This window comes from Plantibacter lichenum (assembly GCF_050587525.1).
Taxonomy (GTDB): Bacteria; Actinomycetota; Actinomycetes; order Actinomycetales; family Microbacteriaceae; genus Plantibacter.
In genome coordinates, this window is the sequence record NZ_JBOBFT010000001.1 from 1 (window position 1) to 22366 (window position 22366).

Below are 22366 nucleotides of genomic sequence, written 5' to 3' on the forward strand. Positions count from 1 at the left end.
GAGGCGGGTCCGGGGCGCGCCCGCGGCGCGGACCCGCGGGCGCGCGAGCGCATCGCGCCGACACAAGGGAAGGCCAGGGGAAGGCCAGAGGAACGACGGAGACGGAGCAGCGGCACGGGCGGCATGAAGCCGTCGGGGCGATGCCGTAGGGTGTGCCCATGGATGCTGCATCGCCCACGCCGATCGACCGTCAGAACCCCACGAACACAGGCTCGGAATGGTGGCGGTCAGCCGTCATCTACCAGATCTATCCGCGCTCCTTCGCCGATGCGAACGGCGACGGCATCGGTGATCTCCCCGGCATCACTGCACGCCTCGATTCCCTGCAGGACCTGGGCGTCGACGCCATCTGGCTCTCCCCCTTCATGACGAGCCCCCAGCGCGACGCCGGCTACGACGTCGCCGACTACTGCGACGTCGACCCGCTCTTCGGAACACTCGCCGACTTCGATGCGATGACCACGGCAGCGCACGCACGCGGCATCCGCGTCATCGTCGACCTCGTCCCCAACCATTCCTCGAGCGACCACCGCTGGTTCCAGGAAGCCCTCGCGGCAGGCCCCGGTTCGGAGGAGCGCGCCCGCTACCTCTTCCGCGACGGCAAGGGCGAGCACGGCGAGATCGCACCGAACAACTGGGACTCCGTCTTCGGCGGACCCGCGTGGACCCGCATCACGGAAGCCGATGGAACACCCGGCCAGTGGTACCTCCACATCTTCGACTCGTCGCAGCCCGACTTCGACTGGAACAACGAGTGGGTGCGCGAACAGTTCCGCGGCATCCTCCGCTTCTGGCTGGACCGCGGGGTCGACGGCTTCCGCGTCGACGTCGCCCACGGCATGATCAAGGCCGAAGGGCTCCCCGATTACACGCCACCCGTTGCCGGCGGCAGCATGGGCGGCGGAGCGGTCGTCGTGGACGCGGCGCACGTCGATGCCACGCTCGTCGGCGCATCCGGCAGCACACCGCCTGTCGGCCTCGAACCGCAGATCGACGCCACCTGGCCCGAATCCGCTCCGTACTGGGGTCAGGACGGCGTCCACGAGATCTACCGCGACTGGCACGAGGTCCTCGCGGCGTACGACGGCGATCGCGTCCTGTGCGCCGAGGCGTGGGTCGACCCCCTCGAGAAGATGGCCCTGTGGGTGCGTCCGGACGAGATGCAGCAGGCGTTCAACTTCCCGTACCTGGAGACGCCGTGGAACGCGGCGGCGCTCCGACCGATCATCGATGAATCGATCCGCGCATTCGGCGCGGTGGGTGCGCCGAGCACGTGGGTGCTGTCGAACCACGACGTCGTCCGTCACGCATCCCGTCTCGCCCTCACGGCCGAGAATCCGCAGGGGCATGGCATCGGCCCGAAGTCGCCCGGCCAGCCGGTCCGCGAGGTCGGTCTGCGCCGTGCGCGTGCGGCGAGCTCGCTGATGTTCGCACTGCCGGGCGGAGCATACGTCTACCAGGGCGAGGAGCTCGGGCTGCCAGAGGTCATCGATCTCCCGGACGACGCCCGTCAGGACCCGACGTGGTTCCGCACGAACCACGAACGCTACGGTCGTGACGGCTGCCGTGTGCCGATCCCGTGGGAGGCCGGCCACCCCGCGTACGGTTTCAACACGACGGGCGCCGCCTGGCTGCCGCAGCCGGACGACTGGAACGACTACGCCCGCGATGCGCAGTTCGAGGTCCCCGGTTCGACGCTCGAGCTGTACCGGACGCTCCTCCGTCTGCGACGTGAGCACACGCTCGGCCTCGGGGCGATCACGTGGCTCGACGGGCTGCCGGATGCGGTCGTCGCCCTCGCGAACGGCCCGGTGACGGTGCTCGCGAACACGGGCAATGAGCCGGTCGCTGTTCCGGAACGACTCCTCGAGACGGACGTCCTCGTTGCGAGCGGTCCGTTCGACGGTGCGACCGTTCCGGCCGACACGACGGTCTGGTTCGCGACGCCGACCGCCGGCTGATCGCTCCGCCCTTCGACAGGCTCAGGGACCGGGTTCCGACTCCACCGTCCGGTCTCCGCGCTGATACCACCGGTCACTGAGCTCCACCGTCCGGTCACTGAGCCTGTCGAAGTGCACCCCATCGAGCACAACTCCTTCAATTCCGACACAGGGCCGAACAACATCCCCGGAATTCCGCGGGTCCGCCCGCCGCCGAACACCGGATCGAAGGAGTTATGCTCCATCACCCTTCGACAGGCTCAGGGACCGGGCGTCACGGGACCAGGATCGCTACGGCGTGGGCGGCCAGACGAAGACCGGACGGAGCCGGCTCGACGACGCCGAACGACTCGCGCAGCGCATCGTGAGGCACCGCGATGTCGGCCACGACCGGCTCCGACCCGAAGTTCACGACGACCGTGGCGGACCCGCGCCGCACGATGAAGAGCCCCGTCGTGGCATCGGCCGTCGCCGACGACTCCGCGAACACCGCACCCTCACGCGCCGAGAACGCCGGCACGCTGCGCCGCACCTCCACGATCCTGCGGTACCAGTCGAGCAGCACGGCATGGCGTCCAGACGCGAGCTCGTCCCAGTCGAGCACGGAACGACGGTAGGTCTCCGGGTCCTGCGGATCGGGCACCGACGCCTCATCCCACCCCATCCTGGCGAACTCCGCCTTCCGGCCCTTCGCCGTCGCCTCCCCCAGCTCCGCCTCCGGATGCGAGGTGAAGAACTGCCACGGCGTCGATGCGGCCCACTCCTCCCCCATGAACAGCATGGGCGTGAACGGCCCGAGCAGCGTCAGTGCCGCGGCGATCGCGAGCTGCCCGTCGTCGAGCGTCGCAGCGAGGCGATCACCGATCGCACGGTTGCCGATCTGGTCGTGGTTCTGGTTCGAGACGACGAGCCGCCACGGCGACGTCGCGTCCAGGTCGAGCGGGCGTCCGTGGTGCCGCTCCCGAAAGCTCGAATACGTGCCGTTGTGGAAGAAGCCCTCGTTCACGACCTTCGACAGAGCCCCGAGCGGCGCGAAGTCGGCGTAGTAGCCGCTCGTCTCTCCAGTCAGCGCGACGTGCAGGGCGTGGTGGAAGTCATCGCTCCACTGCGCGTCGAGGCCGTAGCCGCCTGCACCTCCCACACCGCCGGGACTGCGCGGGGTGATGAGCCGTGGGTCGTTGAGGTCTGACTCCGCGATGAGCGTCAACGGCCGGTCGACGGCATCGGACAACGCCTGGACCTCCGCCGCCAACTCCTCGAGCACGTGGGTTGCGCGTGAGTCGTGCAGGGCATGGACCGCATCGAGTCGCAGACCGTCCACACCGTACTCACCGAGCCACATGAGCGCGTTGTCGATGATGTACCGCCGCACCTCATCGGAGTCCGGGCCGTCGAGATTGAGCCCTGAACCCCATGTGTTCCCCGCGCCGTCCGAGAGGTACGGGCCGAACCGGGGCAGGACGTTGCCCGACGGCCCCAGATGGTTGTAGACGACGTCCTGGACGACCGCGAGGCCCCGCCGATGACAGGCGTCCACGAATCGCCGGTACCCGTCCGGGCCGCCGTACGCCTCGTGCACGGCGAACCAGAAGACGCCGTCATAGCCCCAGTTCCACACGCCGTTGAACGCGTTGACGGGGAGGAGCTCGACGGCGTCGACACCGATGGACACGAGGTGGTCGAGCCGTTCGATCGCGCCGTCGAAGGTGGCTGCGGGGGTGAACGTCCCGATGTGGAGCTCGTAGACGACGGCGCCCGTCAGGTCGCGGCCGAGCCATGCTGGACCGCCTTCGGCCGGTGCACCGGCGGCAGGTGCTCCGGCGGCCCGCGCCCACACCTGCGAACGCCCGTGGACACCATCCGGCTGCCGACGTGAGCGCGGGTCAGCGAAGGGTCCCTCGCCGTCGACGACGTAGGCGTACCGGTCCCCCGCGGCCGCGACGATCGGCAACCCGTCGACGAGTGCAACCCACCAGCCATCGCGTCCGTCGGCGCGGCCCGTGTCGCGGACCATCGGGATGCGCTCCGCTTGCGCGACCGGGTCGACATCCGCAGGACCGCCGAGCGCGAGCTCCAGATCGACCCCTGCTGCGTCGGGCGCCCACACGGGGAAGCCGTCCGGAACCGTGGTGACGATGCGATCGGCGGGAGGCGGGAGTGCTGTCATTCGATGTGTTCCGTTCTGCCGCCCGTGTCGGGTTCGGCTTCGATGTCCGTACCGGTGTCGATGTCCGTACCGGTCCCGGCGGTCTGGGCGCCACCGTCGTCGACCGTCAGCACCGCGACGGGATAGCGGGCGAGCAGCGAGGCGACCGAGATCATCCGCCCGCCGCCTTCCAGAGCGTCACCGCGGTCGGTCCCGACGGTCGATCCGGTGATCACGTCGACGAGCACTCCGTTCGGCACTTGCACGGTCGTCCCGCGCCAGCCGCCGGCTTCGGTGAGCCGATGCGAGAGCCGCGTCGCGACGGTCACGACGCCGCCGCGGGAGAACGCGACGACGTGCTCGGCGGCCGGCCCGCGCGACAGGAGCGGCTCGTACCCGGTGAAGCGTTCCGGGTGGTCGCGGCGCAACCTGAGCACCCGGGAGGTCACGAGCAGTTTCGCCGCCCCGTCGAGATCTCCTTCGAGTGAGGGCAGCCAGCCCGCGTCGAGGCGGCCGAGCAGGCGTCGGCGGCTCTCGAAATCGACCGGCCGACGGTTGTCCGGGTCGACGAGCGACCGGTCCCACAGCTCCGAGCCCTGATACACGTCCGGAACACCGGGCATCGTCAGCTGGATCGCCTTCGCGCACAGGGCGTTCGACCGTCCGGCGGCGTCCAGCTCGCCGACGGCTGCAGCGACCGCCGCGTACGCGCGACGACGATCGAAGACGGCGTCGACGCTCGCGTGCAGCTGCGCCTCGAACGCGGTGTCCGGATCGATCCAGCTCGTGGCATCGCCCGCCTCCCGTGCGGCCTTCTCGGCGTACGCGTGGAGTCGTTGCCGACTGATCGGCCATGCTCCCACGACTGCCTGCCAGAGCAGCTGTTCGAGTGCACGATCCGGGAAGCCGATGGCGCCGTGCAGCGTCGCGACCGTCTCCGCCCAGCGCTCCGGCTGTTCGGAGATCGCGCTGATCCGCGCACGGACGTCCTCGCTGCGTTTCGTGTCGTGCGTGCTGAGGGTCGTGAGCGATGCCGGCCAGGACTCCTGCCGGACGAGCTGTCGCCGATGGAACGCGGCCTGGTCGATCGCGAACTCGGCTGGATCCGCTCCCACCTCGGTGAGTGAGGTGAGCGCCGTGAACCGGTAGAACGCGGTGTCCTCGACGCCCTTCGCCATGACCATGCCGGAGGTCTGTTGGAACCGGATCGCGATCGGGTCCTCCGGGTCGCGCAGACGGACGGCGAGCGCGTTGATGGGTTCGGACAGTTCCGGACGGGTGCCGACGGCCGAGCGGATGGCCTCCTCCGGCCGATCCGCGCCCTCCGGCAGGTAGCTCCGATAGACCGGGAACGCGGCGAGCAGTTCGGCGAGCGCATCGATGACGACGTCGTCGGGGAACGCTGGCTCGGGATCTGCGGCACGGGCGAGACGCGCGAGCCGCCGCACTTCGGAGCCGAGGATGCCGTCGGCGATCGCGCGCTTGGTCCCGTGGACGAGCGTCTCCCACACCTGGCGGGTCTGTCCGGTCGATGCGACCTGTCCGGTCGATGCAGCCGCCGACGAGCCGACGAGCGATGCCGCCCCACCGATGCCGGCGAGCCGTCCGAGGGCATCACGCGCCGACGGGTCCACGAAGAGGCGGTCGACGTCGCCGAGCGCGTCGTAGCCCGTCGTCCCCGCGGTCGCCCAGTCGGAGGGGAGCGCTTCGTCGCCCTCGAGGATCTTCTCGACCCACACCGGTGCACCGCCGGTGAGCCCGGCGAGGCGTTCCAGGTACCCGGCCGGATCCTGCAGCCCGTCGGGGTGGTCGACGCGGAGGCCGTCGGCGAGCCCGTGCTCGAACCAGCGGCGGATCTCGACGTGCGAGTCGTCGAACACGTCGGGGAGTTCGACGCGGATGCCGGCGAGCGAGTTGACCGCGAAGAACCGGCGGTAGTTGAGCTCGGTGTCGGCCCGCCGCCAGTTGACGAGTTCGTAGTGCTGGCGGTCGTGCACCTCCTGCGCTGAGGCGCCGTCGTCCGCGCTCCCCGGCGCGATCGGGAATCGGTGGTCGTAGTAGGCGAGCGCACCGTCGACGAGCTCGAGCGCATCGAGTTCGCCTGCCCCGTGGCCGTCGCCGTCGCCGAGCACCGGCAGCCGGACCCGGCCACCGCCCGCTTCCCAGTCGATGTCGAACGCGTGGGCCGTGGGCGAATCCTGCCCCAGTCGCAGGAGCTCCCACCACCACGCGTTCTCCTTCGGCGTGGCGACGCCCATGTGGTTCGGGACGATGTCGATGAGCACGCCGAGCCCGGCGTCGTGCGCCGCGGCGGACAGGGCCTCGAGCCCCGCCTCGCCGCCGCGTGCCGCATCGATCCCCCGATGGTCGACGACGTCGTAGCCATGCGTCGATCCCGGCTCGGCCGGCAGCACGGGCGAGAGGTACACCCAGCCGACGCCGAGGTCCTGCAGGTAGTCAACGATGCCCGCCGCGTCCTGCAGCGTGAAGTCCGCGGTCAGCTGGAGCCGGTACGTGGACGTCGGGACGGCTGTCCGAGCGGCCGTCGGACCGGCCGTCGGAATCGGCTCAGGAGCGCCCGTGCTCACGGGAGGACGTCCTCGTCGTGGGCCGCGTCGTCATCGGGCGCCGCGGCGGCATCCGCAGCGACGGCGGCAGCGGATCCCGACGAACCGAGCAGCGTGAACGAGGTCCCCTGCACGATGACGGTCGGTGCTCCGGTGTCGAACGACTGCTCAGGATCGCTGGACTCGACGAGCTCCCACGGCGCGCCCGGCGCATCCGGCACGTCGAATTCGACACCGTTCTCGGCCGCATTCAGCAGGAGCGCGAACGCCGTGGACTTGGCGTGCCGGAAGACGAAGGCGATCGATCTGGCGTCCGGGTTCTCCCAGTCCTCCTCGCTGAACGGCTGGCCGTCGGAGCGGACGAGGAGCACGCGATCGTCGGAAGAGGACTCGGGGCCCTGCCTGAACCAGTCCGGACGGAGCGCCGGTTGCGCGCGGCGCAGGGAGATGAGCCGCCTCGTGAACGCGTGCAACGATCGATCGGCGTGCTCCCAGTCGAACCACGACACCTCGTTGTCCTGGCAGTAGGCGTTGTTGTTGCCGCCCTGCGTCCGTCCGATCTCGTCGCCGCCGAGCAGCATCGGCACCCCCGCGGACAGGAGGACGGTCGCGATGAGGTTGCGCCGCTGCCGGTCGCGACGCGCGAGCACGCCCGGGTCATCGGTGGGCCCCTCCGCACCGTTGTTGCTTGAGCGGTTGTCGTTCTCGCCGTCCTTGCCGTCCTCGCCGTTCGCAGCGTTGTGCTTGTGCTCGTAGGAGGTGAGGTCGGCGAGGGTGAATCCGTCGTGCGCGGTCACGAAGTTGAGGCTCGAGAGCGGCGAGCGCCTCGACGCCTCGTACACGTCCGGGCTGCCGAGCACGCGCTGCGCGAGGGTGCCGAGAACGCTGTCAGAGCCGATCCAGAAGTCGCGGACGTCATCGCGGAACTTCCCGTTCCACTCGGACCAGCTCGCCGGGAACCCGCCCACCTGGTAGCCGGCGGTGTCCCACGGCTCGGCGATCATCTTGATGGGCGCGAGCACGGGATCCTGCTCGATGAGGGAGAGGAACGCGCTGTGGATCTCCGCAGCGCCGTCCTGCCTCGTGAGCGTCGTCGCCAGGTCGAAGCGGAAGCCGTCGATGTGCATCTCGGTCACCCAGTAGCGCAGCGAGTCCATGATGAGCCCGAGCGCGGCGGGGTGCCCGACGTTGACGCTGTTGCCGGTGCCCGTCGTGTCGAAGTAGTGCTCCAGGTCGTCCTCGACGAGCCGGTAGTAGGCGGCGTTGTCGATGCCCTTGAGGGAGAGCGTCGGACCGAGGTGGTTCCCCTCCGCCGTGTGGTTGTAGACCACGTCGAGGATCACTTCGAGGCCTGCCGCATGGAACGCCTTGACCATCGCTTTGAACTCGTCGACCTGCCCGCCCTCGTCGCCGACGGAGGAGTACTCGCCGTGCGGTGCGAAGAAGCCGATCGAGTTGTAGCCCCAATAGTTGCGGAGGCCCTTCTCGGCGAGGTGCTGGTCCTGCACGAACTGGTGCACGGGCAGCAGTTCGACGGCCGTCACCCCGAGGTTCTTGAGGTACGCGATCGATGCGGGGTGCGCGAGGCCCGCGTACGTCCCGCGGATCTCCTCCGGCACCTCCGGGTGCAGCTTCGTGAAGCCCTTCACGTGCACCTCGTAGACGATCGTCTCGGCGAGCGGCGTGCGCGGAGCCTCATCGGGCGCGCCCTCGTCCCAGTCGAAGGCGGTGGGGTCGGTGACGACGCCGAGCGGCACGAGACCGGCCGAATCCGTGTCGTCGCGCGTCTCCGGGTCGTCCTGCCTGTGGCCGAACTGCGCCTGACCCCACTCGTAGGAGCCGGACACGGCCGTCGCATGGGGATCGAGCAGGAGCTTCGCGGGATTGTGCCGCAGTCCGTTCGCCGGATCCCACGGGCCGTCGACGCGCAGCCCGTACTTCGTTCCGGGGACGAGCCCGTCGACGAGGTCGTGGAAGACGTGGCCGGTGCGCTGGCGCAGACGCGTCTGCGTCTCCTCGCCGTCCGGGCCGATGATGCACACGGTCACGGTGTCCGCCGTCTCCGAGTAGACGGCGACGTTCGCGCCGTCCCCTCGCACGGTGACACCCAGCGGGTAGGGGGTCGAGAGCGGCATGGCGCCCTTTCACTCGGAGCGGACCGGACGACCACAGGTGCGATCGAACGGGCGGTCACTGCTGGATGATGCCAGCATGCACCACCAAGGCCTCGCAGTCACGAGGTGGGGCGGGGATTGTCTGCGGATCGTCGTCCTGGTAAGCGCTGCCAGAGTCGCAGGAGGTCGATCGCCTGAGGCGGGTCGAGGACCTGCCGGACGGCGTGGCGGCACGCGGTCGCCGACCCGGGCGACCTGCCGATGGAGCGGTCAGCCGCGGAACAGGAGCGTCGCGACGACGCCGAGCACGATGCCGACGACGCCGGAGCCGACCGCGATGAGGGTCGCGATGCGCGGGGGCACACCACGGTCCGCGGCGGCACGGGAACGTGCACGCACACGACGCCCGCGACGGATCCGCGACGCCGACCAGATCTCCCGCAACGAGGTCGCGACCTCGTGCGCCATGGGCCGCTGGGAGGGGTCGCGCGACGTCATCGACGACAGGAGCGGATGCCAGGCGGCCGGAAGATCAGCAGGGATGACGGGGTCGCGGTGGAGGCGTGCGACGGCGGCTTCGACGACGGTGCCGTCGAACTCGCGACGACCGGTGAGTGCCTCCAGCAGCAGGAGACCGAGCGAGTACACGTCGCTCTCCGCGCCGATCGGGCCGCCGTTGACCTGCTCGGGCGAGAGGTACGAGGCCGTGCCGACGAGGAGGTCGGTGTTCGTGAGCCTGGAGCCGCCGATGAAGTGCGCGATGCCGAAGTCGGAGAGCTTCGCGAGGTTCGCGTGGCCGAACGCCGAGACATCGCTGAAGAGGACGTTCTCCGGCTTCACGTCGCGGTGCACGATCGACTTGCTGTGGATGAACGCGAGCGCGTCCGCGAGCTGCGAGCCGAGCGCGGCGGCGTCGCGCGGGAGCATCGGTCCCTCCTCCAGCCGGTCGGCGAGGGTCGCGCCCGGGATGTACTCCATCACGAGGAAGCGGTGCTCGACGCCGCGGTGCAGGATCGATCCTGAGTCGTAGAGTTCTACGAGTCCCGGATGGCGGAGCTCGCCGAGGAGCCGGATCTCGCGTTCTTGGCGGAGGCGGTCGTTCGCCGTCGCGGTCTCGTCGCGGAACAGTTTCACGGCGACTTCGCGCGCGAGGAGCGCATCGGTCGCCCGGTACACGTTGGCGGTCCCGCCCACGCCGAGCCGGTCGCCCAAGCGGTACCGGCCGTTCGAGAGGCTGGGGGCGCTCGCGTCCTCGGTGCCGACACCGACCGCGAATTCGATGGACTCGCCGGAGCCGACGAAGCCCAGGAGGTCGTCCGGGCCGTCCGGGACTGCCGCGTGGTCCCCCGTGTACCGTCCGGAGCGGTCGCCGGTCCGGCCGGCCCGATCGCTCGTTCGGCGCGCGGAACCGGCCGCCGATGCTTCGGCTGCGCCTGCCTCGGGTTCCGGGGCGGTTTCGGTCACGGCGTGCTCCTCGCGGGGTTCGATGGTGCGGTCTGGTGGCCGCCCCTCCGCGTTTCGGCAGGCTGTTCCATCAACCACCGTACGTTCCGATGCTGTTTCGCGCTATTCGACAGGCGAGGGTTGATCAGACGCGACGCGACTGCTACCGCGTCCGACACCTGCCTGGCAACCCCGTGCGAGGGCGGCCGGTCGGGTTGCGCCGCACCCGCCGCAGCGGAAGCATGGGAGGCGATGCGGCTCCGGCATCCGTCCGTCTGCCGCTCCACCAGTCGCAGGGGAGAACCATGGCCACGGTCGCGGAAACAGTCGTCGCAACACTCAAGGCGAGCGGGGTGAAACGGGTCTACGGGATCCCCGGCGACTCGCTCAACGGTTTCACGGACGCGTTGCGGATCGACGGCGACCTCGATTGGGTGCACGTCCGCCACGAGGAGGCCGCAGCCCTCGCCGCCGCCGCCGAAGCGGAACTCACGGGCGAGCTCGCCGTGACCGCCGCGAGCTGTGGGCCAGGCAACCTGCACCTCATCAACGGCCTGTACGACGCCAACCGCTCGCGCGTGCCCGTCCTCGCCATCGCCGCGCACATCCCGAGCTCGGAGATCGGCAGCACCTACTTCCAGGAGACGCACCCGCAGGACCTCTTCCGCGAGTGCAGCGTCTACGTCGAGCTCGTCTCGATCCCCGAACAGTTGCCGCGCGTCCTCGAGATCGCGATGCGCACGGCCGTCGAACGTCGCGGAGTCGCCGTCATCGTCGTGCCCGGCGATGTGATGCTGCAGCAGGCGGTCTCGACGGCCGCCTCCGTCATCCGCGCCGCGTCACCGCGCATCCTGCCGTCCGAGGACGAGCTGACACGCGCCGCCACGATCCTGAACGGCGCCAAGAAGGTCACGATCCTCGCCGGTGCGGGGACCGCTGGCGCGCACGCCCAGCTCGTCGCCGCAGCCGACGCCCTCGCGGCGCCGATCGTCCACGCCCTCCGCGGCAAGGAGCACGTCGAGTACGACAACCCGTTCGACGTCGGGATGACCGGACTCCTCGGGTTCTCGAGCGGCTATCGGGCGATGCTGTCCTGCGACGTCCTCCTGATGCTCGGCACCGACTTCCCCTACCCGCAGTTCTACCCGGACAAGGCGACCGTCATCCAGGTCGACGTCCGCGGCGAGCAGATCGGGCGGCGGCATCCGGTCGACCTCGCGCTCGTCGGAAGTGTCAAGGACACACTCGACGCGCTCCTCCCGAAGCTGCAGCACAGCACCGACCGCAAGCACCTCGACGACGCCGTCAAGCACTACACGAAGACGCGGAAGGGGCTCGACGAGCTCGCGACGGCCGACCACGACGACCAGCCGATCCACCCGCAGTACCTCGCGAAGGTCGTGAACGACATGGCGTCGGACGACGCCGTGTTCATCCCCGACGTCGGCTCGCCCGTCGTCTGGGCGTCCCGCTACCTCACGATGAACGGCAGACGTCGACTCATCGGCTCGTTCAGCCACGGCACGATGGCGAACGCGGTCCCGCACGCGATCGGCGCGCAGGCATCGCACCCGGGTCGTCAGGTCGTCGCGCTCTCCGGCGACGGCGGGCTGACGATGCTGCTGGGCGAGCTCATCACCCTCACGCAGAACAAGCTGCCGGTGAAGATCGTCGTGTTCAACAACTCCTCGCTCAACTTCGTCGAACTCGAGATGAAGGCGGCCGGGTTCGTGAACTACGGCACCGAACTCGTGAACCCGGACTTCGCGAGGCTGGCCGAGGCGATGGGGATCCACGGCGAACGCGTCGAACGCGCGAGCGATGTGGAGGGCGCGATCAAGCGGGCCTTCGCACATGACGGCCCCGCGCTCGTCGACGTCGTGACCGCCCGTCAGGAGCTGTCGGTGCCGCCCGCGATCACGGCGGAGCAGGTGAAGGGCTTCACGCTCTACGCGCTGCGCACGGTCATGTCCGGGCGCGGCGACGAACTCCTCGACCTCGCGAACACGAACATCCTGCGTCGTCTGACCAGTCGCTGAGCCGCACTCCGGTCACTGTGCCGCCGCTCCGGTCACTGAGCCTGTCGAAGTGCCCCCGAACCACCCCACCGGTCACTGAGCCTGTCGAAGTGTCCCCTCCCCCGAACCGCCCCACCGGTCACTGAACTTCTCGAAGTGCGAGAACATCCCGCCTGTTCGGGTGTTGGATGGAGGCATGAGCGACACTCCCGCAGCCCTCCACCCGCACGAGCCGCACGCGGCCGGTCTCGCCGGTCGCCTCAACTGGTTGCGGGCGGGCGTGCTCGGCGCGAACGACGGCATCGTCTCGGTCGCCGCGATCGTCGTCGGTGTGGCTGGCGCGACGGGCGACACCGGCCCGATCCTGACGGCCGGCCTGGCCGGCCTGGTCGGCGGGGCGATCTCGATGGCGCTCGGCGAGTACGTCTCCGTCTCCAGCCAGCGCGACACGGAACGCACGCTCATCAGGAAGGAGCGACGCGAGCTCCACGAGATGCCCGAGGAGGAGCTCGCCGAGCTGCAGGCCCTCTACGAGGGAAAGGGGCTGAGCCCGTCGACGGCGAAGCTCGTCGCCGCCGAACTGACCGAGCACGATGCGCTTGCCGCACACCTCTCGATCGAACTCGGCATCGACCAGGAGGACCTCGCCAACCCGTGGCACGCGGCGCTCGCATCCGCTGTTGCCTTCACGATCGGCGCGCTCCTGCCGTTCCTCACGATCCTGCTCCTGCCCGCGGACATCCGCATCCCGATCACCTTCGCCGCCGTCCTCGCCGCCCTCGCGCTCACGGGCGCGGTCGGCGCGAGGCTCGGCGACAGCCCGATCCTCCGGCCGATGATCCGCGTGGTGGTCGGCGGCGCACTGGCCCTCGGCATCACGTTCCTGCTCGGCACCCTCCTCGGCACCGCGGGCGTCGTCTAGCCGGCTCGCGAGGGATCGCATGCGGCGAGTTCAGGCTGGGGCTGACGAGCCGCATGCGACCCCTCGCGGGCTAGGACGTGGGTGAGACCGGGGCCGGGTCGGGGATCTCGTGCGGGCGGTACTTGGGCAGGCGGCTCGCCGGCAGGATGGCCAAAGCACTCACGGCGGCCAGGATGAGCAGGCCGAGCTTCAGCGCCGACAGGCGGGCCTGCGTGTTCACGGCGACCGCGGCGTCGAGCTGCGCGGGCGTCGCATCGGTCGAGTCCGCGAGCGTCGTCCGCAATTGGTCGTTGCTCACGAAGTTGACGCTGTCGAGGTCCACCTGCGAGACGAGCTCCGGCGGGAGGTCGACGTCCGCGACGACCGCCGTCCCGACGTTGAACGCGAGGATCGTCACGAGCAGCGCCCCGGACACCGCGGTACCGACCGCCGAGGCGAGGTTCTGCGTCGTACCTCGCACGGAACCGACGTCGCCCGCGAGTTCCTTCGGCGCCGCTGTGACGAGCACGTTGAAGACGAGCGTCACGAGCGCGCCCTGCCCCACCCCGAAGACGAAGAGGCCGAGGATCGTCGGCAGCGTCTCCCAGTCGTTCGTCACGACGATCGCCAGCCAGAGCAGCGCCACCGTCGTGAGGCCGAAACCGACCATGCCGATCGTGCGCGGCGGGAACCGTTTGTACAGCCGGACCACGAGCGTCGCCGTGACGAACACCGTGAGGTTGAACGGCATCATCGCGAGCGAGGTGTCGAACGGCGTCCGGCCCTGGACGATCTGGATGTAGAGCGGCACGGTGAAGTTGAGGGCCGCTTCGAGCGACACGACGACGAACATCGCGTAGACGGCCGCCCGCTCCCGTGACGAGCCGAGCACCGCGAGGCTCACGAGCGGCACCTTCCCCGCTTTCGTGCGACGTTTCGTCCAGAGGAAGAACGCCTGGCCGAGGATCACGCCGAGCACGATGAGGAGCGGAGCAGGGGACAGACCGACGACGTCGAACGGTGCAGCGGCGGTCGCCTCCAGCACGCCCCACCCGTTCAGGTTGTTGAACCCGAGGGTGAGCGCCACGATGCCGCCGCCGATGAGGACGGCGGCGACGAGGTCGATCTTCACGGCCGGGTTGCCGGCGTCGGACCGCAACCGGAAGCTAAAGAGGAACACGGCGACCGCGAGGGCGAGCACGATGCCGAACACCGGTCGCCAGCCGACGAACGTCGCGAGCGTTCCGCCGACGAGGAACGCGCTGACCCCGGCGAGGGCGCGAGCGGAGCCGAGCGACCCGATGGCCGTCGCCTGCTGCGCCCCGCGGTAGTTCTCGGCGATCAATGCGACGAGGGACGGCACGATGATCGCGGCCGAGGCGCCGGCAAACGCCTGCGCCGTGATCACCCAGGCGACCGTCGGCGCGAGGATCATCAACGTCGCGGACACGGCGAACAGTGCGACGACGATGCGGAACATGATGATCCAGCCGACTCGCTGCCCGAGCTTCGCGCCCACCATGACGAGGGCTGCGACGACGAGCCCGTAGGTGACGATCGCCGTGCTCACACTCGTCGGCGGCACACCGAAGTCGGCGACCATCCCGCCGAGCGAGACGGGCAACGCGGACACGTTGAACGACATGAGGATCTGGGCGAGGAAGAGTCCGACCATCGGGACCCAGGATGTGCGCGCCTCGGGCGCCGCCTCTGTCTGTTCAGTGCTCATCGTGTGCTCCTTCCGAGGTCCGCTCGGCGGTCGGATGGGTGGCCGATGCGAAGATGTTGAGTCCCAGCGCGCGGGACAGGTATGCGGTGGCGCGCTGGCCCCGCACACTGTTGCCGGCCGAGTCGAGGCGAGGCGAGAAGACGCCGATCCCGCCTTTGCCCGGTGCGATCGTCACGATGCCGCCGGCCACGCCGCTCTTGCCGGGCAGCCCGATCTCGAACAGCCACTCGCCGGAGCGCTCGTACAGGCCGGTCGACGCCATGACGGCCAGGGTGTCACGGCACACCTCCGGCGAGACCACGCGCTCACCCGTGACGGGATTCACGCCGCCGTCGGCCAGGGTCGCGCCCATCACAGCCAGGTCGCGCGCTGTGACGAGGAGTGCGCACTGCTTCGTGTACACGTCCACGACGGCGAGCGGATCCCGTTCGATGCGCCCGTAGCTCTCGAGGAGCCTCGCGATCGCACGGTTGCGCTGGTTCGTCGCCGCCTCTGATTCGTACACGACGGCGTCCAGTTCGAGCCGGCGTCCGGCGAATCGGGACAGACCCGCCTGCACCGCCTCCCACTGCTCCTCCGGGGTGTCGCCCGGCATGAGCGCGGTGGTCGCGATGGCGCCCGCGTTCACCATCGGGTTCATCGGGTGTCCGTCGTTCAGTTCGATCGCGACGATCGAGTTGAACGCGAGACCCGTGTTGTTCACGCCGATGCGCTCGCGCACGACCTCGTGTCCGAACCGCTCGCAGACGAGGGCGTAGACGAACGCCTTCGAGATCGACTGGATGGAGAACGCGACGTCCGCATCGCCCGCGGAGTGGATCTCGCCGTCGACCTCCGCCACGCACACGCCGAACAGTTCCGGATCGACCGTCGCGAGCACGGGGATGTAGTCGGCCACGACCCCCTCGGCGTGGTCGCGGCTGCGACGGTGTGCGAGCGCCACCTGCTGCTCCACCGCCTCCCAGCCGGGGAGTGCGCCCGTCGAGACCTGCTGTTCGACGCCCTGCGAGTCGAGTTCCATCCGTCTGCCCCTCTCGGGACGATGCGATGGCGATGCGATTCCGTCCCGTTGGAATCATCATGCTGCTCGGGTGGCGTCGAGCGATAGACCATCCCGCAACGTCGTCATCGGGCCATCAGGCGACACCTGGAGCGCAAGACCTGCTCAAAGGCACGATCCAGGGGCCATGGGTAGACTCGTGTACCGTGTCCAGACTTCTCGTAACCGGCGGCGCCGGATTCATCGGCTCGAACTTCGTCCACTACGTCCTCGACAACACCGATCACACGGTGACCGTCCTCGACAAGCTCACCTATGCAGGCAACCGCGCCTCGCTCGACGGGCTGCCGGAGGACCGGTTCCGGCTCGTCGTCGGCGACATCCAGGACGCCGCTCTCGTCGACCAGCTCTTCGCCGAGCACGATGCCGTGGTGCACTACGCGGCCGAATCGCACAACGACAACTCGCTGCACGACCCGCGTCCGTTCCTGGACACGAACATCATCGGCACGTACACACTCCTCGAAGCCGCTCGCAAGCACGGCACCCGCTTCCACCACATCTCCACCGACGAGGTCTACGGCGACCTCGAGCTGGACGACCCGGAGCGTTTCACCGAGGACACCCCGTACAACCCGTCGAGCCCGTACTCCTCGACGAAGGCCGGCAGCGACCTCCTCGTCCGCGCCTGGGTGCGTTCGTTCGGTGTGAAGGCGACGATCTCCAACTGCTCCAACAACTACGGTCCGTACCAGCACGTGGAGAAGTTCATCCCGCGCCAGATCACCAATGTGCTCGGCGGCGAACGCCCGAAGCTCTACGGCACCGGCGAGAACGTCCGCGACTGGATCCACGCCAACGACCACTCCTCCGCCGTCCTCACCATCCTGGAGAAGGGTGTCATCGGCGAGACGTACCTCATCGGCGCCGACGGCGAGAAGAACAACAAGGACGTCGTCGAGCTCATCCTCACGCAGCTGGGCCAGCCTGCCGACGCGTACGACCACGTCAACGACCGTCCCGGCCACGACCTCCGCTACGCCATCGATTCGTCGAAGCTCCGCACGGAGCTCGGTTGGACGCCGTCGTTCAGCGACTTCGAGGCCGGCCTCGCCGACACGATCGAGTGGTACCGCGACAACGAGTCATGGTGGGCGCCGCAGAAGGCCGCGACCGAGGCGAAGTACCAGGAGCAGGGTCAGTAGGCCCAACTCCCCGCAGTTCGCCGAACACACACGAACGGGCCCGCTCCTCACGGAGCGGGCCCGTTCCGCTGTCCTCGGGCGGTACCCGTGGTCAGGCCTTGCCTGTCCCGGACGGCCCAGCGTCGCCCTGCCCGCACCGCATCCCCCTACCCCACCCCGAGTCGATCATGCATAACTCCTTCGATTTGCACGGCTCGACGTCGGCAATCCGCGGAACGACGCGGTTCGAGCGTGCATGCGCGGCCGAAATGAAGGAGTTGTGCGCGAGGGTGGATGGCGCAGGCGGACGATGACCGCGAGGAGTGGGGATGTACAGGGAGCCGACGAAGCACGGGATCCGCAGAGTGCAGACGAAGCCTGAAAAGCAGGGAGAAGACGCTAGTTGACGTTGGCGTAGAGCCACTCGAGCGGGTCGACCCAGGTCACGCCGTCGAGGCGGATCTCGAAGTGGAGGTGCGGGCCCGTCGACATGCCGGTGCTGCCGGTGAGGCCGATGATCGTGCCGACCTTGATGGCCTGGCCCTCGACGACCTTGGTGGAGCCGTGCTGCATGTGCGCGTAGACGCTGGAGACGAGCTTGCCGTTGATCGTGTGGTCGACGATGATGTTGACGCCGAGCGAGCCTTCGCCGTCTTCGACGTGGCGGACGACGCCGTCGGCGATGACCTGGATCGGTGCGCCGTCGCCGGGGTTGAAGTCCTGGCCGTGGTGGTCGCTCGAGCAGCCGGCGCAGTCGCGGGCGCCGAAGCGGTCACCGATCTTCACACCGACGGCGAACGGCCACTGGATGGTACCGTTCGGGTCGTTCGTGAACGTGTTCGCCGGGCGGATGCCCATCGCGGCGGCGGCTTCCTCGATCGTGCTCGTGGAGTAGTCGTCTCGTGTGAACGTGAGTTCCGCGGAACCCTCGCTCTCGACGGACTGGCTCTTGGCCTTGTTGCTCTGGCCGTCTCCGTCGCCGCCGATCTGCTGTGCGGTGACGGTGGCTGCGGCGACGTCCTCTGCGGTGAGGAGCGCGTTCGCGGGAAGTGAGGTTGCGACGGCCATGAGGGCGACGAAGCCCATCGCGGCTGCGGCGAAGATCTTGGTCGCGCCCTTGCGGACGGGCTTGCCGCGAGACGCGGACGGCTTGGCGACGGCGACAGCGGTCGAAGCCGATGCGGGAGCCGATGTCTTCGCGGGACGCGTCTGCTTGGGAGCCTTCGGGGCCTTCTTCGGAGCACCCTGGGCTCCGCGAGCTCCGCGGGCCGAGGCTCGCTTGGCGGCGTCGGGCGAGCGGCGCTCACGACGCGATGCGGGCTGAGCGTCCGCTGCGGAAGCGTCGATGTCGTCGTCCGAGGGCTCGTCATCCGAGGACTCGTCGGTCGCCTCGGGTGCGTCCTGCAGAAGACGGGCAAAGGGGAGCTCGGTGTCGGGAGTGACGGGCTCTGCGGCGACGGGGACGCCCATCGCGGCGAGGACCTCGTCGAAGGAGGGCTGCACCTGAGGTGCGGGCTCCGGGTAGTGCACGAAGAGCTCTGGGTTCGTCTGCGGCGTCGCGGATGCTGCCCGCGAGACCGGCGCTTCGGTTGCCGGTGCGGCATCGGCGGCCGGTTCAGCGGCGGGAGCTTCATCTGCAGGGGCGGCGACCAGGCCGTCGATCGTGAGCGTCTCGACGATCTCGTCGGCACGGGTCTCGTCCGCGGGAGCTTCAGGGGCCTGCGCTTCGGGAGCTTCGACCGCAGGCGTGTTCACTGCGGGAGCTGCATCCGATTCGTCTGCGGCGTCGAGCGGCTCGGGTGCCGGTGCGCTGAGGATGGGGATGGCCGCCGTCGCCGGCTGCGCGTTGGAGCCTTCCTGACCCTGCTGCTCCTGCCCGAGAGTGGGAGCCGGAGAGGTGCGCTGCCACGTGGAGAGGAGGGGCTGCGCGATGGCCGAAGCTGCTGCTGCACGCTCGCGTTCGCGGAGTTCGCGACGGCTGAGCGGAGGCGCCTCGACCACGGTCGGTTCCGTGTTCTCGGCAGCCGTCACGACCGGTTCCTGAGGGTCCGGAAGCACAGGGCTGTCCTCAGGCGTGGCATGTCGGGGCAAGAGCTAGGGATCTTTCGGGTGGAGGCGGACAAGACGCTTCCGCGGGGGGATCGCGAAAGTAACGAATTCATAAATGCTAGCAACGGCTCCCTGGAAAAGCCATGGCAGCGATCCTTACATTCAAATGAAATCCTGATCAGACGGCAAATGAGAGTTCTCTGAGAGAGATGATTCCCGCCGTGAACGAACTCTCCCGGCGGTCATCGGCATCAGCTGCCGGCGTCGCCGCGAGCGAATCCGTGCTCTGCGAGCAGACCTTCGAGCACAGCGAACAGGGGTTCGTCCGCCGCCATGACGAGTGCGCGCGTCGCGGGCGATCCGCCGAGCCCGGCGACGGTCGCTCCAGCCTCCGACGCGATGAGTGCTCCGGCGACCTGATCCCACGGGTGCAGGCCGCTCTCGTAGTACGCGTCGAGTCGACCGTTCGCGACGTTGCAGAGGTCGAGCGCTGCGGATCCGATGCGCCGGATGTCGCGGAACGTTCCCAGGAGCGCTCCGACCACGGCCGCCTGCTCGACACGACGCTCCGCACTGTAGGAGAAGCCGGTGCCGAGGAGCGCGAGGTTGGGGCGGACATCGCGATTCACCTCGAGTACACGCCCATTGAGTCGAGACCCCAGACCGAGCCCGGCCGTGTACGTCTCCTCCAGCACTGGGTTCACGACGGCTCCCGCGAGCGCGTTCCAGGTGGCGGGATCCGGATCCCCTTCGACGACGCCGATGCTCACGGCGTACGCGGGGATGTCGTAGAGGTAGTTGACGGTGCCGTCGATGGGGTCGACGACCCAGGTGAGACCGCTCGTACCGCGTTCGGCGCCCGTCTCCTCGCCGAGGAAGCCATCGTCGGGGCGGGCTGCGGCGATGCGCGCGCGGATGAGGTGCTCCGACTCGCGGTCGGCGCGCGTCACGACGTCCTCCGCGGAGGATTTGCTCGCCGCCACCTCGACGCCTTCGCGACGCCTGGTGCGGATGAGCGCACCGGCTTCCGTGGCGATGTCGGTGGCGATGGTCAGGAGTTCGTCGATACCGGTCACTCGTCCATCGTCCTCTGTTTTCGGCACGACCTCGACACGGCTTCCCGCGAGAGCGGAGGACTCCTGTCGACATGCGCCCGGTCACTGAGCCTGTCGAAGCGCCTGAGCCCAACCCTTCGACGAGCTCAGGGACCGGGGCATCAGCGACCCGGCTCCACTCATAGACATCGGACGGTTCACCGCAAGTGCGGAGAAATATCGACAGAGTGAGTTGTATCAGACAGAATAGATCCGACCTTCTCGGCGATCGCGACTCCGCAATTCGATCGAGAACGCGCTCGGAGCCGAGCCTGGTCCCGCAGAGAGAGCCGGTGCCGATATGAGTGCCCGACAGCCAGAATCGCCCGGACCGCAGGCCACCGGCGCACGCCCCGCAGCCGACCTCGACTTCGGCCCGCTCGGCTTCGGCTCGGCGTCCATCGGCAACCTCTACCGCGCGGTCGACGACGACCATGTCGATCGCGCCCTCGAAGCAGCGTGGGACAGCGGCATCCGCTACTTCGACACGGCCCCGCACTACGGGCTCGGCCTGTCGGAACGCCGTCTGGGCGCGTTCCTGCGCGAGCGTCCGCGCGACGAGTACCTCGTCTCGACGAAGGTGGGTCGCCTCCTCGCCCCGAACCCCGCTTTCGCGGGCGGGCGCGACGATCAGGGCTTCGACGTCCCGGACGACGCCGTTCGCGTCTTCGACCCGAGCGAGGCGGGCGTCCGGAAGAGCCTCGAGGACTCGCTCGAGCGCATGGGACTCGATGCGATCGACATCCTCTACCTGCACGACCCCGACGTCTACGATCTCGACCGCGGCCTCACGGAGGCGCTGCCCGCCCTCGCGAAGCTGCGCGATGAAGGCCTCGTCCGGGCGATCGGCATCGGCGTCAACGATGCGGCCGTGGCCGCCCGAGCCGTGCGGGAGGGCGACCTGGACCTCGTGATGATCGCCGGCCGGTACACGCTCCTCGAACAGCCCGCGGCAGAGGAACTCCTTCCGGTCTGCCTGGAGCGCGGCGTGCGCGTCGTCGACGCCGCCGTCTTCAACTCCGGCCTGCTCGCCACGAACACCCCGTCGGCCGACGCGAGCTACAACTACGGCACCGTGCCGGCGGACGTCCTGGCACGCGCCCGCGAGCTCGCCGCGGTCTGCGCCGAGTTCGGCGTCGATCTGCCCGCTGCGGCTCTGCAGTTCCCGCTCCGTCACCCCGCCGTCGCGACAGTTGTTGTCGGCACCTCGAACGCCGATGCCGTCCGCCAGAACGTCCAGCGGGCGAACGCGCCCATCCCCGACGCCCTCTGGGATGCGCTCACCGCCCGCGGCCTCATCGCCTGACCCGTGCCGCCCTGCCGCTGACGACGGTGGCGTCGGACCGAGGCCCTACGTCCCCGACAGTTCGTGGAGCAGGGCGACGACGGGCTCGAAGCGCAGCCGTGACGACTCGATGTGCTCGCCGATGAGGCGCGCAGCATCGGACGAGCGGTGGTCGATGATCGCCTCCGCGATGCCGGTGTGCTCGTCGATCGCCCGCGAACCGGAGCCGTTCCGGTAGTACGCGCTGAACGCCTCCCTGATGAGCGCGGCCTCGTCGGCGGTCCGCGGGCTCACGGTCCTGGACGCGTGGTACAGCCGCAGGAAATGCAGATGGAAGTGCGTGCGCTCGAACGACTGCACGATGAGTTCGTTGCCCGCCAGCTGCGCGATGAGCGCGTGGAAGCGCGCGTCGTGCTCCGTGAGCGCCGTGTATGCGTCCTCGCCCTCCGGCCCGGCCTCGCTCAGGACGGCGGTGCGTCCGCGATCGAGTTCGTCACGGAGGGCCGCGATGCCGGCGTCGTCCACGACCGTCGCCGCCTGCTCCGCCGTCCACGGCTCGATGAGCATGCGGAACTGCGACAGCTCCACGAACTCCTTCGCCGTCAGGAGTGACGTCGCGAAGTAGCCGCGAAGCGGCGTCTTCACGGCGAGTCCGTCCGATTCGAGGCGGGCGAGGGCTTCGCGCACCGGTGTCGGTGAGACGCCGAGTTCTGCGGACAGGGCGTCGATATTCATCCGCACGCCAGGGGAGATCGTATGGTCGAGCAGCATCGTCCGGATGACGAAGTAGGTCTCGTCGGACAGCACGGAACGCGAGATGCGCGGCGGCAGCTGAACGCTCACGGTGACTCCAGCCACGAGGGGGACAAACTCCTTGCAGAGTAGTACAGCTGTCG

14 protein-coding genes are annotated in these 22366 nt (G+C 69.1%); 5 read left to right on the forward strand and 9 right to left on the reverse strand.

The features are described 5' to 3' along the window. The first annotated feature begins 158 nt into the window (after nt 1–158). The gene (locus ACQ3HB_RS00005) at nt 159–1961 is read left to right on the forward strand and encodes a glycoside hydrolase family 13 protein (RefSeq protein WP_430916600.1); all 1803 of its coding nucleotides are present in this window, start codon (nt 159–161) and stop codon (nt 1959–1961) included. A 253-nt stretch (nt 1962–2214) separates the two neighbouring features. On the opposite strand, the gene treZ is transcribed toward ACQ3HB_RS00005, so the two are convergent. From treZ to ACQ3HB_RS00025, 4 genes are all read right to left on the reverse strand, one after another. After that, entirely contained in the window at nt 2215–4107 is a 1893-nt protein-coding gene (gene treZ, locus ACQ3HB_RS00010; protein ID WP_430916601.1) for a malto-oligosyltrehalose trehalohydrolase, read from the reverse strand. Then, nucleotides 4104–6650 (reverse strand): malto-oligosyltrehalose synthase, encoded by a 2547-nt coding sequence (treY, locus tag ACQ3HB_RS00015; protein ID WP_430917738.1) that lies wholly within the window; start codon nt 6648–6650, stop codon nt 4104–4106. Before treY ends, treZ begins: the two co-directional genes overlap by 4 nt. Before the next feature lie 20 nt (nt 6651–6670). Continuing rightward, nucleotides 6671–8788, reverse strand: a complete 2118-nt coding sequence (glgX, locus tag ACQ3HB_RS00020) for a glycogen debranching protein GlgX (RefSeq protein ID WP_430916602.1) — start codon at nt 8786–8788, stop codon at nt 6671–6673. A gap of 249 nt (nt 8789–9037) precedes the next feature. Continuing rightward, nucleotides 9038–10231, reverse strand: coding sequence for a serine/threonine-protein kinase (locus ACQ3HB_RS00025; protein ID WP_430916603.1), 1194 nt, complete (start codon nt 10229–10231; stop codon nt 9038–9040). Nucleotides 10232–10515: 284 nt separating this feature from the next. On the opposite strand from ACQ3HB_RS00025, the gene poxB reads away from it, so the two are divergent. Then, entirely contained in the window at nt 10516–12249 is a 1734-nt protein-coding gene (gene poxB / locus ACQ3HB_RS00030) for a ubiquinone-dependent pyruvate dehydrogenase (protein ID WP_430916604.1), read from the forward strand. A 175-nt stretch (nt 12250–12424) separates the two neighbouring features. After that, nucleotides 12425–13150: a VIT1/CCC1 transporter family protein gene (locus tag ACQ3HB_RS00035; protein WP_430916605.1), complete on the forward strand. Its 726-nt coding sequence runs from the start codon at nt 12425–12427 to the stop codon at nt 13148–13150. 70 nt (nt 13151–13220) lie between these two features. Here ACQ3HB_RS00035 and ACQ3HB_RS00040 read toward each other — a convergent pair whose 3' ends face one another. Both ACQ3HB_RS00040 and glsA read right to left on the reverse strand, forming a co-directional pair. Next, the gene (locus ACQ3HB_RS00040) at nt 13221–14858 is read right to left on the reverse strand and encodes an MFS transporter (RefSeq protein WP_430916606.1); all 1638 of its coding nucleotides are present in this window, start codon (nt 14856–14858) and stop codon (nt 13221–13223) included. Then, nucleotides 14848–15879 carry a glutaminase A gene (gene glsA / locus ACQ3HB_RS00045; protein ID WP_430916607.1) on the reverse strand — a complete coding sequence of 344 codons (1032 nt, stop codon included), beginning with the start codon at nt 15877–15879 and terminating at the stop codon, nt 14848–14850. Before glsA ends, ACQ3HB_RS00040 begins: the two co-directional genes overlap by 11 nt. Nucleotides 15880–16064: 185 nt before the next feature. Between glsA and rfbB the strand changes: the two genes are divergently transcribed. Next, a complete protein-coding gene (rfbB, locus tag ACQ3HB_RS00050) occupies nt 16065–17063 on the forward strand; it encodes a dTDP-glucose 4,6-dehydratase (RefSeq protein WP_430916608.1) in 999 nt (332 codons plus the stop codon). Between the two features lie 378 nt (nt 17064–17441). Here the strand turns inward: rfbB and ACQ3HB_RS00055 are convergent, their stop codons facing one another. Both ACQ3HB_RS00055 and ACQ3HB_RS00060 read right to left on the reverse strand, forming a co-directional pair. Beyond that, nucleotides 17442–19073, reverse strand: coding sequence for a M23 family metallopeptidase (locus tag ACQ3HB_RS00055; RefSeq protein WP_430916609.1), 1632 nt, complete (start codon nt 19071–19073; stop codon nt 17442–17444). Between the two features lie 269 nt (nt 19074–19342). Then, complete coding sequence (locus ACQ3HB_RS00060; RefSeq protein ID WP_430916611.1) at nt 19343–20167, reverse strand: inositol monophosphatase family protein; 825 nt, start codon at nt 20165–20167, stop codon at nt 19343–19345. Between the two features lie 319 nt (nt 20168–20486). Here ACQ3HB_RS00060 and ACQ3HB_RS00065 point away from each other — a divergent pair, with 319 nt between their 5' ends. After that, the gene (locus ACQ3HB_RS00065) at nt 20487–21491 is read left to right on the forward strand and encodes an aldo/keto reductase (protein WP_430916613.1); all 1005 of its coding nucleotides are present in this window, start codon (nt 20487–20489) and stop codon (nt 21489–21491) included. Between the two features lie 45 nt (nt 21492–21536). On the opposite strand, the gene ACQ3HB_RS00070 is transcribed toward ACQ3HB_RS00065, so the two are convergent. After that, a complete protein-coding gene (locus ACQ3HB_RS00070) occupies nt 21537–22328 on the reverse strand; it encodes a GntR family transcriptional regulator (RefSeq protein WP_430916615.1) in 792 nt (263 codons plus the stop codon). Nucleotides 22329–22366 lie beyond the last annotated feature (38 nt).

Bases quoted from the DNA above. Each gene is read 5' to 3' on its own strand.
- treZ (WP_430916601.1), bottom strand. From the start codon at position 4,107: ATGACAGCACTCCCGCCTCCCGCCGATCGCATCGTCACCACGGTTCCG.
- ACQ3HB_RS00005 (WP_430916600.1), top strand. From the start codon at position 159: ATGGATGCTGCATCGCCCACGCCGATCGACCGTCAGAACCCCACGAAC.
- glsA (WP_430916607.1), bottom strand. From the start codon at position 15,879: ATGGAACTCGACTCGCAGGGCGTCGAACAGCAGGTCTCGACGGGCGCA.
- ACQ3HB_RS00035 (WP_430916605.1), top strand. From the start codon at position 12,425: ATGAGCGACACTCCCGCAGCCCTCCACCCGCACGAGCCGCACGCGGCC.
- ACQ3HB_RS00065 (WP_430916613.1), top strand. From the start codon at position 20,487: ATGAGTGCCCGACAGCCAGAATCGCCCGGACCGCAGGCCACCGGCGCA.
- poxB (WP_430916604.1), top strand. From the start codon at position 10,516: ATGGCCACGGTCGCGGAAACAGTCGTCGCAACACTCAAGGCGAGCGGG.
- ACQ3HB_RS00040 (WP_430916606.1), bottom strand. From the start codon at position 14,858: ATGAGCACTGAACAGACAGAGGCGGCGCCCGAGGCGCGCACATCCTGG.
- glgX (WP_430916602.1), bottom strand. From the start codon at position 8,788: ATGCCGCTCTCGACCCCCTACCCGCTGGGTGTCACCGTGCGAGGGGAC.